We start from the raw sequence: 12,141 nt of genomic DNA, 5'->3' as shown, positions 1-12,141 counted from the left end.
CCATTCCTTCCAGTTCTCTCCTCCAAGGATCCATTCCATGAGCGACATCCTCGTCCACACCGAAGCCGGCGTGATGACCCTGACCTTCAACCGTGTCGAGAAGAAGAACTCGATCACCAGCGGCATGTACGCCGAGCTGGCCGACGCGCTCGCCACGGCCGAGGGCGATGCCGCGGTGCGCTGCGTGCTGATCCAGGGCGACCCGACGATCTTCAGCGCCGGCAATGACATCGGCGACTTCCTCAATGCGCCGCCGGCCGGCGAGAACTCGCCCGTATTCCGTTTCCTGCGCGGCATCGCGGCCTTTCCGAAGCCGATCGTCGCCTCCGTCTGCGGCCCGGCCGTGGGCATCGGCACCACGATGCTGTTCCATTGCGACCTGGTCTATGCCGGCGACAACGCAGCCTTCTCGATGCCTTTCGTGAACCTGGGGCTGTGTCCCGAGGCGGCGTCGAGCCTGCTGGTGCCGCAGATGTTCGGCCATCACCGCGCCGCCGAGGCGCTGCTGCTCGGCGAGCCCTTCATGGCCGAAGCCGCGCTCGAGGTCGGGCTGGTGAACCGCATCGTGCCGCCGACCGAGGCCAATGCCATCGCGCAGGGACAGGCCCGCAAGCTCGCGGCCAAGCCGCTCTCCGCACTCGTCGAGACCAAGCGCCTGCTCAAGAAGGCGCAGTTGCCCGCGGTGATCGAGCGCATGGACGAGGAGGGCGCGAGCTTCGGCCGGATGCTGCGCGAACCCGCTGCGCGCGAGGCCTTCCGCGCTTTCATGGAGAAGCGCAAGCCAGACTTTTCGAAGGTCTGATCGTAGTTCCACGCATTGCCCCGCCCTGGTGCATGCGTACACTGGGCGGCGTGCACATCTTCCAGTCAGGATCGGTCGCAGCCCCCGGCCAGCATGTCGGTACAGCTACTGAAAAAGTAGCAACCGGCGTCACGCGCCGGCGTACTTTCGGCTTGCTCGCGGGGGCGCTGGTGGCGTCGCCCGCGGTGGTCCGGGCCCGCGTGCGTCCGTTGCGCATCGGGCTCATCGGCTCGTGGTCCGGGCCCTATGCGGGGGGCGGGCGGCAGTTCGATGCCGGCATGTCGGCCTGGCTGGCCGCGCACAACCAGGCCATCGCGGGGCGTCCGGTCGAACTGCTGCGGCGCGACGTGCCGGGCAGCGCACCCGAGCAGGCGCGGCGCCACGCACAAGACCTCGTCGAGGGCGAGCGCGTGGACCTGCTGGCGGGACTCGACTTCAGTTCCAACGCCTATGCCGTCGGTGCCGTCGCCACGCAGGCCAAGGTGCCGCTCCTGGTGATGAACGCGGCTTCCTCGGGCATCACGGCGCGCTGCCCGTTCGCGGTGCGGCTGTCGTTCACCATCTCGCAGGTCACGATGCCGCTCGCGCGCTGGGCGCTGCAGCAGGGGCTGCGCGATGTCTGCACGGTGGTGGCCGACTATGCCGCGGGCGTCGACGCCGAGGCCGCGTTCGTCTCGGGCATCACCGCGGGCGGTGGGCGCGTGGGCGCGATGCTGCGCGTGCCGCTCGCCACGCTCGACTATTCGGCCTACATGCTGCGGCTGCGCGAGCTCAAGCCGCAGGCGGTGTTCTTCTTCCTGCCCTCGGGACAGATGCCCGCGACCTTCCTCAAGTTCTGGCGCGACCGCGGCATGGCCGGCACCGGCATCCGCCTGCTCGCCACGGGCGACGCGACCGACGACCATTACCTCGAGGGCATCGGCGAACTGGCGGACGGCCTCGTGACCAGCCACCACTATTCGTTCGCGCATGATTCCGCGGCCAATCGGGCCTTCACCGGCGCCTTCGAGGCCGAGTACGGCAGCCACCTGCGGCCCGGCTACTTCGCGGTGGCGGCGCACGACGCGCTGGCGGCCACCGACGCCGCGATGCGCTCGGCACGCGGCAGCAATGCCCGCGGCGAGAAGCTCGTCGACGCCTTCCGCGGGCTCAAGCTCGAGAGCCCGCGCGGGCCGATCGAGATCGACGCCTACACCCGCGACATCGTGCAGGCGGTGTACATCCGCCGCACCGAGCGGCAGGACGGGCGCTGGATCAACCGCGAATTCGAACGCTTCGACAGGGTGCGGGACGCCGCCGGCTGAGCCGCCGCGGCGGGGCCCGTTCGGCCTTCAGGCTGCCGGCTGCTCGATCGGCCGCGGCCGGCCGTTGTCGTCGATGGCCACGTAGGTGAAGGTGGCCTGCGTCACCTTGATGTACTCGCCCTGCGCGCGAAAGCGCTCGGCAAAGACCTCGACCGTCACGGTGACCGAGGTGCGCCCGATGCGCACCAGCTTCGAATAGAACGAGAGGATGTCGCCGAGCCGCACCGGCTGCTTGAAGATGAATTCGTTGACCGCCACCGTGGCCTGCCGGCCCTTGGCATAGCGCGCCGGAATGACCGAACCGGCCAGGTCGCACTGCGCCATGACCCAGCCGCCGAAGATGTCGCCGTTGGCATTGCAGTCGGCGGGCATCGGAATGACCTTGAGCACCAGCTCCATGTCGGTGGGCAGGCTTTTCAACGGGGCGGCAGCGGCGCTGCTGGAAATATCGGACATGGGCACAATCGGGAGCAAATAAGCAACCACGATTGTCCTTCATGCGCCGCAGCGGCGAAGCCCTCCCACCCCCTTCTCATTCCGCACACGCCCCGGGCCACGCGCCGGCGCGCAGCGACCGTTCCGACTGGGCCACGCTGCGGCGGCTGTTCCCCTACCTGTGGCAATACAAGTGGCGGGTGGCCGCGGCGCTGGCCTTCATGGTGGGCGCCAAGGTGGCCAACGTCAGCGTGCCGGTGCTGCTGAAGGACCTGGTCGACACCATGACGCCCAAGCCCGACGTGGCCGCGGCGATCCTCGTGGTTCCCATCGGGCTGCTGGTGGCCTATGGCCTGCTGCGCTTCTCGACCTCGCTGTTCGGCGAGCTGCGCGAGCTGATCTTCGCCAAGGCCACCGAGGGCACGGCGCGGCAGATCGCGCTCGAAGTGTTTCGGCACCTGCATTCGTTGAGCCTGCGCTTTCACCTGGAGCGCCAGACCGGCGGCATGACGCGCGACATCGAGCGCGGCACGCGCGGCGTGCACTCGCTGGTCTCGATGTCGCTCTACAGCATCGTGCCGACGTTCATCGAACTGGTGCTGGTGCTCACCATCCTGGGCGTCAAGTTCGACGCCGCGTTCGTCTGGATCACGCTGGCCGCGCTGGTGCTGTACATCGGCTTCACGGTCACCGTGACCGAATGGCGCACCCAGTTCCGCAAGATCATGAACGAGCTCGACTCGGTCGCGCAGAGCCGCGCGGTCGATTCGCTGCTGAACTACGAAACCGTCAAGTACTTCAACAACGAAGACTTCGAGGCCGGCCGCTACGACGCGAGCCTCGACCGCTACCGCAAGGCTGCGATCAAGAGCCAGCGCACGCTGAGCATGCTCAACATCGGCCAGCAAATGCTGATCGCCGTGAGCCTGGTGCTGATGCTGTGGCGTGCCACCGCGGGCGTGGTCGAGGGGCGCATGACGCTCGGCGACCTGGTCATGGTCAACGCCTTCATGATCCAACTCTACATCCCGCTCAACTTCCTGGGCGTGATCTACCGCGAGATCAAGCAGAGCCTGACCGATCTCGACAAGATGTTCGTGCTGATGGAAAAAGACCGCGAGGTGCGCGACGCACCGGACGCACAGCCGCTCGGCGGCGCCGATTCGGCGGTGCGCTTCGAGGACGTGAGCTTCGCCTACGAGCCCGCGCGGCCGATCCTCAAGCATGTGAGCTTCGAGATACCGGCCGGCAAGACGGTGGCGGTGGTCGGCCCGTCGGGTTCGGGCAAGTCGACGCTCGCGCGCCTGCTCTACCGCTTCTACGACGTTCAGGATGGGCATATCACCATCGGCGGCCAGGACATCCGCGAGGTGCAGCAGTCGAGCCTGCGCCGCGCCATCGGCATCGTGCCGCAGGACACGGTGCTGTTCAACGACACCATCGAATACAACATCGCCTACGGCCGCCCCGGCGCGTCGCGCGAAGAAGTCGAGACGGCTGCGCGCGCGGCGCGCATCCACGACTTCATCTCGGCCACGCCGAAGGGCTACGAGACCACGGTCGGCGAGCGCGGGCTCAAGCTCTCGGGCGGCGAGAAGCAGCGCGTGGCCATTGCGCGCACGCTGCTCAAGAACCCGCCCATCGTGATCTTCGATGAAGCCACCTCGGCGCTCGATTCGGCCAACGAGCGCGCGATCCAGTCGGAACTCAAGAGCGCCGCGCAGGACAAGACCACGCTGGTCATCGCGCACCGGCTGTCGACGGTGGTCGACGCGCACGAGATCCTGGTGCTCGATGCCGGCACGATCATCGAGCGCGGCACGCATGCCGAACTGCTCGCGAAGCAGGGCCGCTATGCGCAGATGTGGGCCTTGCAGAAAAGCGAAGCCGCACCGCTGCTGTAGCGGCTGATCACCTATTTTTATTGATTCTCCCAGGAGTTCAGACGTGTCGACGAAGATTCCCCTGCTGGTGCTCAACAGCCTCTCGAGCGCACACCAGGCCCAGATTGCCCAGGTCTACGACATGACCTATGCCCCCGGCGAGGCCGAGCGTGCCGCCGCGATCGCGACGCACGGCAAGCAATTTCGCGCCGTGCTGACCATCGGCGTGATAGGCATCACGCCCGAGGAGATCGCGGCCATGCCGGCGCTCGAGCTGATCTGCTGCATGGGCGCGGGCTACGAAGGCCTGCCGCTCGAGGTCACGCGCGCACGCGGCATTGCCACGGCCAATGGCGCGGGCACCAACGACGACTGCGTGGCTGATCATGCCTTCGGCCTCCTGATCGGCATCGTGCGCGAGTTCCGCAAGCTCGATCGGCTGTGCCGCGAAGGTGTGTGGCGCGAGGCGATCCCGCAGGCGCCGAACGTCTCGGGCAAGAAGCTCGGCATCCTCGGGCTCGGCACCATCGGCCAGAAGATCGCGAAGCGCGCAGCCGGCTTCGACATGGAAGTCGGCTACCACAACCGCAACCCCAAGGAAGGCGTGCCGCACCGCTACTTCGGCGACCTGAAGTCGCTCGCCGCCTGGGCCGACTTCCTGATCCTGGCGGCGCCGGGCGGCGCCGCGACGAAGCACCTGGTGAATGCCGAGGTGCTCGACGCGCTCGGGCCGCAGGGCTACCTGGTGAACATCGGCCGCGGCAGCGTGGTCGACACCGAGGCGCTGGCCGCGGCGCTGCGCGAGAACCGCATTGCGGGCGCGGGGCTCGACGTGTACGAAAGCGAACCGAAGCGGCCCGAGCTGCTGGTCGGCCTGGACAACGTGCTGCTCACGCCGCACATGGCGGGCTGGTCGCCCGAGGCGACGCAGAAGTCGGTCGACCATTTCCTTGCGAATGCCGAAGGGCACTTCGCGGGGCGCGGCGTTCTCACCCCGGTCTGACGCCGGTCTGACGTGCCTCAGCGGCGCCAGAACTGCGGCGTCAGCAGCACCAGCAGCGACAGCAGTTCGAGCCGCCCAAGCGGCATGGCGAAACTCAGCACCCAGGTCTGGAAGTTGGTGAGCCCCGCGTAGTTCACGGCCGGCCCGACGTCGCCGAGGCCCGGGCCGATGTTGTTCAGGCAGGCAATCACGGCGGTAAAAGCCGTCACCACGTCCAGCCCGCTGAACAGCATCACCATGGTCAACGCGACGATGGTCATGCCGTAGAGCATCATGAAGGCGATCACGCTGTGCATCACGCGCGGCGGCACGGTGACGCCGCCGAGCACCACCGGGTTGACCACGTTCGGATGGATGATGCGCACCAGCTCGCGCTGCGACTGCTTGAGCAGCAGCAGCACGCGCAGCATCTTGACGCCGCCGCCGGTCGATCCCGCGCAGGTGGCAAAGCAGCCCAGCAGCATCATCAGGAACGGCACGAAGGTCGGCCACAGCGCGTAGTCGTGGGTGGCGTAGCCGGTGGTGGTGGCAACCGAGACCACATGGAACAGGGTGCGCCGCAGCGTGCGCAGCACGTCGCCGTCCGGCGCGTTGGCCAGCAGGTAGCCGGTGATCAGCGCCACGCTGCCCGCCAGCACCAGCACGTAGGTGCGCAGTTCGGCGTCGCGCCACAGCACGGTGAGCGAGCGGCGCTTCCAGGCCAGGAAGTAGAGCGCAAAGTTGACGCCGGCCAGCAGCATGAAGACCACCGCCACCATCTCCACCTGCGGCGAGTTGAAGTAGCCGAGGCTCGCGTCGTGGGAGGAGAAGCCGCCCAGGCTCATCGTCGAGCACATGTGCATGAAGGCGTCGGCCCAGCTCATGCCGGCCCAGCGGTAGGCCAGCAGGCAGGCGCTCGAGGCGAGAAAGTAGACCGTCCACAACCCGCGGGCCGTGTCCGAGATGCGCGGCGTGAGTTTCTGGTCCTTCATCGGGCCCGTGATCTCGGTGCGAAACAATTGCGAGCCGCCCACGCCGAGCATCGGCAGCACGGCCACGGCCAGCACCACGATGCCGAGCCCACCGACCAGGTTGAGCAGGCAGCGCCACACGTTCACTGCCATCGGCATGTGGTCGAGGCCGACCAGCACGGTCGCGCCGGTGGCGGTGAAGCCGCTCATGGCTTCGAAGTAGGCGTCGGTCACGCTCAGGCCGGGAATGGCCAGCAGCAGCGGCACGGCGGCAAAGGTCGGCAGCAGGAACCAGATCACGCCGACCATCACGAAGCCGTCGCGCGGGCGAAGTTCGCCCAGATGGCCGCGCGTCAGGACAACCATCGCGAGGCCGCTGGCCAGCGTGGCGAGCAGCGACCATGAAAAAGCCTGCAGCGCGCGGCCACCGTCGAGCCAGCTGGCAAAAAGCGGCGCCAGCATCAGCAGTGAGAACAGGACGACGAGGCGTCCGACCAGGGCAACGATGGCCTGCGGTGAAGACATGGATGGCGGCGCCTGGCGGCGTTCAGAACAGGAAGATCGCGCTGACTTGGAACAGCCGCTCGATGTCGCGGATCATGCCCTTGTGCGGCACGAAGACGACGACGTGGTCGTTGCTGGCGATCACCGTGTCGCGGTGCGGAATGATCACCTCGCGCGGTCCCTCGTCGGGGCCGCGCACGATGGCACCGATCTGCGCGCCGTCGGGCAGCTTGATCTCGCCGACGGTCCGCGTCGCCACCTTGCTGGTCTTGCGGTCGCCGCGCACCACCAGCTCCAGCGCTTCGGCGGCGCCGCGGCGCAGGCTGTGCACCACCTCGATGTCGCCGCGCCGCACGAAGGCCAGCAGTTCCCCGATGATGGTGTGTGCCGGCGAGATGGCGATGTCGATCTGCGTGCCCTGCACCAGGTCGGCGTAGGCGCGGCGGTTGATCAGGGCCAGCACGCGGCGCGCGCCAAGGCGCTTGGCCAGCAGGCAGGCCATGATGTTGTCTTCGTCGTCGTTGGTGACGGCCATGAAAAGGTCCATGCCGGCCACCTGCTCGGTGGCCATCAGGTCGGCATCGGTGGCGTCGCCGTTGAGCACCAGCACATCGCTGGGCAGGCTCTCTGCCAGCAGCGCGCAGCGGGGCAGGTCGCGCTCGATCAGCTTGATGGCGCAGTTGCCGTGCAGCTCCCGCGCCAGCCGCATGCCGACCCGGCCGCCGCCGGCCATCATGATGCGGGCCACCGGCCGGTCCATCTGGCGCAAACCGCCCAGCACGCCGCGGATGTGCTGCGTGGCGGCGAGCACGAAGACTTCGTCGCCGGCGCGGATGCGGGTTTCGCCGTGGAGCACGCCCAGCGCGCGGTCGTTGCGGTAGATCGCCACGATGCGCATGTCGGCATTGGGCACCAGGCTCGGAATCTCAGCCAGGCTGTGGCCCACCAGCGAGCCGCCCTCGATCGCGCGCACCGCGATCAGGCTGACCAGCCCCTGCGCGAACTGGATCACCTGCAACGCCTCGGGGTATTCAACCAGCTTGTGGATGTAGTTGGTCACCGAGCGCTCGGGGCAGATCACCTGGTCCACCGCGAAGCCGGTCTTTTCCAGCAGTGCGTTGTCGTGGAAGGCGGTCGAGCGCACGCGCGCCACGGTGGTCTGCACGTTGAAGAGATCGCGTGCGAACTTGCAGGCCAGCAGGTTGGTCTCGTCGAGCGGCGCGCAGGCGATCAGCATGTCGGCGTCAGGAGCGCCGGCCTCGCGCAGCACCTCGGGCTCGATGCCGCTGCCGAGCACGCCGCGCAGGTCGAACTGCTCCTGCAGCCGGGCCAGGCGGCCGGCGTCGGTGTCGATGACGGTGATGTCGTTGCGCTCCGACAGCAGGCTCTCTGCCGCGCTTTCCCCGACGCGGCCGGCTCCCACGATGATCATTTTCATGCGCGCATTCTGCATGCGTCGCAGGGGTTGCGCACCGGGCGGCGATCAGCCTGCGCTCAGCAGCGCCGGCGGACGCACCGCCGACCAGGCGCATGCGCGGTCGTAGGCATGCCCGGCGCGCAGCACGGCAAGGTCGGCATTCACCGGCCCCGCGAGCGAGATGCCCATCGGCAGGCCGCCTTCGCCGAAGCCGGCGCGCAGATTGAGCGTCGGCAGCCCTGCCAGCGTGAACGGCGTGACGATCTCCATCCAGCGGTGGTAGGTGTCGCTTGCGACGCCGTTCACCTCGGCGGGCCAGTGCAGTTCGGCGTCGAACGGAAACACCTGCGCACTCGGCGCCACCACGAAATCGAAGCGCTCGAACAGGCGTGCGAACGCGCGGTACACGTTCGAGCGGTAGAGCGAGGCCTGGTAGAGCGAGGCTGCGTCGAGCTGCCGGCTCTGTTCGACCTCCCACTGTGCCTCGGGCTTGAGCTGGGCGAACAGCTTCGGATCGTTCATGAAGGCGCCGAGCTTGCCGCCCACAAGCAGCTGGCGCAGGCGCAGCCAGGCGCTCCAGTTCTGCTCGCGCGGCACGTCGAGCGTGCAGGCTTCGACCTCGCAGCCGAGGCTGCGGAAGATGCCGAGCGCCTGCTCCCCGAGCGCGCGGATGCCGGGCGCGAGCGGCAGGTCGGGCCAGATGCTGCCGAGCCAGCCGATGCGCAGGCCGCGTGCCTCGCCTTCGAGTTGCAGCGCGTCGGGCGAGGGCAGCGCGTCGGGCGACGAGAGCGGCACGCGCGCATCGAAGCCCGCCTGCACCGCGAGCAGCCGCGCGGCGTCTTCCACGGTGCGCGCCATCGGGCCTTCGATGCCGAGCTGCTGGAAGAACAGCTCCTGCTCCGGATCGCCCGGCACACGCCCGCGCGAGGGCCGCATGCCGATGACGTTGTTGAACGCGGCCGGGTTGCGCAGCGACCCCATCATGTCGCTGCCGTCGGCCACCGGCAGCATGCCGAGCGCCAGGGCCACGGCCGCGCCGCCGCTGCTGCCGCCGGCGCTGCGCTCGGGCGCATGGGCGTTGCGCGTGATGCCGAACACCGTGTTGTAGGTGTGCGAGCCGAGGCCGAATTCGGGCGTGTTGGTCTTGCCGATCACGATGGCGCCGGCCGCGCGCATGCGCGCGACGTGCAGGCTGTCGGTGCGCACCGGCGAGCGCGGCGACAGCGGCGAGCCCATCGAGGTCGGCAAGCCGGCTGCATGGCTCAGGTCCTTCACCGCGAGCGGGAAGCCATGCATCCAGCCGCGCCGCTCGCCGCGCGCCAGTTCGGCGTCGCGTTCGCGTGCATCGGCCAGCAGGTCCTCGGGCGGGCGCAGCGACACGATGGCATTGAAGCGGGGGTTGAGCGCCTCGATGCGGGCCAGTGCGGCCTGCATCAGTTCATGGCAGGACACGCCGCGCGCGGCGATCCGGCGCGAGAGTTCCGTGGCACTGAGGTCGAGGATATCGGTGGGCGTCATGGCGGTCCGGGGCGGAATGGCGGCGGACACAGTATCGACCAGGAGCCCGCAGCGGGCGGCGCGCGCACATAATCGCCGCGTATGGAAACCAAGTGGCTCGAAGACTTCATCAGCCTGGCGGAAACGCGCAGCTTCAGCCGCTCGGCCCAACTGAGGCATGTCACACAGCCTGCGTTCTCGCGGCGCATCCAGGCGCTCGAGGGCTGGGCCGGCACCGACCTGGTCGACCGCAGTTCGTACCCGACGCGGCTCACGCCAGCGGGCCAGACGCTCTACAGCCAGGCCATCGAGATGCTGCAGGCGCTGCAGAGCACCCGCGCCATGCTGCGCGGCCACTCGGCCGCCGGGCAGGACGTGATCGAGATCGCGGTGCCGCACACGCTGGCGTTTACGTTTTTCCCCTCGTGGGTGACCAGCCTGCGCGAGCACTTCGGGCCGATCAAGAGCCGGCTCATCGCACTCAATGTGCACGACGCGGTGCTGCGCCTCGTCGAAGGCAGCTGCGACCTGCTGATCGCCTACCACCACCCCTCGCAGCCGCTGCAGCTCGACGCCAACAAATACGAGATGGTCAGCCTGGGCGAGGAGGTCGTGAGCGCGTGGGTCCGGCCCGATGCCGACGGCGCGCCGCGCTTCCGGCTGCCGGGGCGTCCGGGCCAGCCGCTGCCTTACCTGGGCTATGCACCCGGCGCCTACCTGGGGCGCGTGGTCGACCAGCTGCTCAAGGAATCGGGCACCGCCATCCACCTCGACCGGGTCTACGAGACCGACATGGCCGAAGGCCTCAAGGTGATGGCGCTCGAAGGCCACGGCATCGCCTTTCTGCCGCAGAGCGCGGTGCGCAAGGAGATCAAGGCCCGCAAGCTCGTGAGCGCGCTGCCGCCCGAGATCGACAGCCTCGAAGCGACGATGGAGATCCGCGCCTACCGCGAGCGGCCTGGCGCGCCGGTTCCGGCGAAGCCCGCCGGCAGCCGCTCGGCCAAGGCGCTGGCCTCGGAAGGCCTACAGCCCAAGCGCACGGCCGACGCCTTGTGGTCGTACCTGGTCAGCGCCGAGCCGCTGCGTTGAGGCGGAATTTGTGCGATGCACAATCTATGAACCCGATGCATAACCGGCGCCGCAAACGGCATTGGCGTGCTGGCCGGGGGTTCTCTACAGTCGCGGCAGTTTTCCAACGCTGCCACACGAACCGACGAAGCCCAGACCGTGCAATTCTCCACATGCGCGTGTCCACGGCGAGAGAACAGGCACAAAGGCTGCTTAGCTTCAGTCCGACAATGCCGCTGCACCGGGATGGCCCGGGTATTCCCGGCCTGCCAACTGTCTAGAATTTCGTTTGGTTTCCAATTTCCCCTTTCTGTCACCATCAGGAGTCTCTGTATGAAAAAACAAGTGTTGGCATTGGCCGTTGCAGTGGTCGCTACCGGCAGCGCTTTCGCCCAGGATGGCACGCTGGCCAAGATCAAGAACAGCGGCGCCATCAGCCTCGGCGTGCGCGATTCGTCGGCGCTGTCGTTCTCCGTCGGCGGCGGCAAGTACGGCGGCTTCCACACTGAAATGGCCGAACGCATCGCTGAAGACCTCGGCAAGACTGCCGGCAAGAAGCTGGCGGTCAACTACACCCCGGTCACCTCGCAGAACCGCATTCCGCTGGTGCAGAACGGCACGGTCGACCTGGAGTGCGGCTCCACCACCAACAACGCCACGCGCCAGAAGGACGTCGATTTCGCCCACACCACCTACGTGGAAGTGGTGCGCATGGTCATCAAGAAGAATTCGGGCATCAAGGACCTGAAGGACCTCAACGGCAAGACCATCGCCACCACCACGGGCACGACCTCGGTGCAGACCCTGCGCAAGAACGAGCGCGCCCAAGGTATCGACTTCAAGGAAGTGCTGGGCAAGGACCACGCCGACAGCTTCCTGCTGCTCGAGTCCGGCCGTGCCGACGCCTTCGTGATGGACGGTTCGATCCTGGCGGCCAACGTCGCCAAGTCGAAGAACCCGGCTGATTTCGCCATCGTCGGTCCCGAGCTGTCGGTCGAGCCGATCGCCTGCATGGTGCGCAAGGGCGACGACGCGTTCCTGAAAGCCGTCAATGCCAGCATCGAGCGCCAGATCAAGGACGGCTCGCTCGCCAAGCTGTACGACAAGTGGTTCATGCAGCCGGTGCCGCCAGCCAACGTGAACATGAACCTGCCGCTGTCGGAGGCCACCAAGGCCGCCTGGGCCAGCCCCAACAACAAGCCGATGGAAGACTACGCCAAGAAGTAATCTGCATGGATGAACGACAGACGCCCGCCCATCGAGGCGGGCGTTTGTTTG

The 12,141-nt window shown here is 67.8% G+C and carries 10 protein-coding genes; 6 read left to right on the top strand and 4 right to left on the bottom strand.

The genetic code is table 11. From position 1 onward, the window contains the following. The first annotated feature begins 37 nt into the window (after nucleotides 1-37). Both AC3A6J_RS20295 and AC3A6J_RS20290 read left to right on the top strand, forming a co-directional pair. Nucleotides 38-802 (top strand): enoyl-CoA hydratase, encoded by a 765-nt coding sequence (locus AC3A6J_RS20295; protein WP_487861781.1) that lies wholly within the window; start codon nucleotides 38-40, stop codon nucleotides 800-802. 200 nt (nucleotides 803-1,002) lie between these two features. After that, nucleotides 1,003-2,106 (top strand): ABC transporter substrate-binding protein, encoded by a 1,104-nt coding sequence (locus AC3A6J_RS20290; protein WP_487861895.1) that lies wholly within the window; start codon nucleotides 1,003-1,005, stop codon nucleotides 2,104-2,106. A gap of 27 nt (nucleotides 2,107-2,133) precedes the next feature. Here the strand turns inward: AC3A6J_RS20290 and AC3A6J_RS20285 are convergent, their stop codons facing one another. Further along, nucleotides 2,134-2,562, bottom strand: coding sequence for an acyl-CoA thioesterase (locus AC3A6J_RS20285; protein WP_487861780.1), 429 nt, complete (start codon nucleotides 2,560-2,562; stop codon nucleotides 2,134-2,136). Between the two features lie 41 nt (nucleotides 2,563-2,603). Here AC3A6J_RS20285 and AC3A6J_RS20280 point away from each other — a divergent pair, with 41 nt between their 5' ends. Further along, complete coding sequence (locus AC3A6J_RS20280) at nucleotides 2,604-4,445, top strand: ABCB family ABC transporter ATP-binding protein/permease (RefSeq protein WP_487861779.1); 1,842 nt, start codon at nucleotides 2,604-2,606, stop codon at nucleotides 4,443-4,445. Between the two features lie 43 nt (nucleotides 4,446-4,488). After that, nucleotides 4,489-5,427, top strand: coding sequence for a 2-hydroxyacid dehydrogenase (locus AC3A6J_RS20275; protein WP_487861778.1), 939 nt, complete (start codon nucleotides 4,489-4,491; stop codon nucleotides 5,425-5,427). A 17-nt stretch (nucleotides 5,428-5,444) separates the two neighbouring features. Here AC3A6J_RS20275 and AC3A6J_RS20270 read toward each other — a convergent pair whose 3' ends face one another. The 3 genes from AC3A6J_RS20270 to AC3A6J_RS20260 are packed head-to-tail and all read right to left on the bottom strand — an operon-like array spanning nucleotide 5,445 to nucleotide 9,816. Further along, nucleotides 5,445-6,902, bottom strand: coding sequence for a TrkH family potassium uptake protein (locus AC3A6J_RS20270; protein ID WP_487861777.1), 1,458 nt, complete (start codon nucleotides 6,900-6,902; stop codon nucleotides 5,445-5,447). Nucleotides 6,903-6,924: 22 nt separating this feature from the next. After that, on the bottom strand, nucleotides 6,925-8,319 hold the full coding sequence (trkA, locus tag AC3A6J_RS20265) for a Trk system potassium transporter TrkA (protein WP_487861776.1): 1,395 nt from the start codon (nucleotides 8,317-8,319) through the stop codon (nucleotides 6,925-6,927). A gap of 45 nt (nucleotides 8,320-8,364) precedes the next feature. Further along, entirely contained in the window at nucleotides 8,365-9,816 is a 1,452-nt protein-coding gene (locus AC3A6J_RS20260; RefSeq protein WP_487861775.1) for an amidase, read from the bottom strand. Nucleotides 9,817-9,897: 81 nt separating this feature from the next. Here AC3A6J_RS20260 and AC3A6J_RS20255 point away from each other — a divergent pair, with 81 nt between their 5' ends. Together AC3A6J_RS20255 and AC3A6J_RS20250 are read left to right on the top strand one after the other, a co-directional pair. Beyond that, the gene (locus AC3A6J_RS20255) at nucleotides 9,898-10,884 is read left to right on the top strand and encodes a LysR substrate-binding domain-containing protein (protein WP_487861774.1); all 987 of its coding nucleotides are present in this window, start codon (nucleotides 9,898-9,900) and stop codon (nucleotides 10,882-10,884) included. Nucleotides 10,885-11,196: 312 nt separating this feature from the next. Then, complete coding sequence (locus AC3A6J_RS20250) at nucleotides 11,197-12,090, top strand: transporter substrate-binding domain-containing protein (protein ID WP_487861773.1); 894 nt, start codon at nucleotides 11,197-11,199, stop codon at nucleotides 12,088-12,090. Nucleotides 12,091-12,141 lie beyond the last annotated feature (51 nt).

The sequence above is a fragment of the Variovorax sp. Soil_C_39 genome (assembly GCF_057656815.1).
Note: the sequence above shows the minus strand (reverse complement) of the source record. Positions and strands in the feature narration are given on the sequence as shown.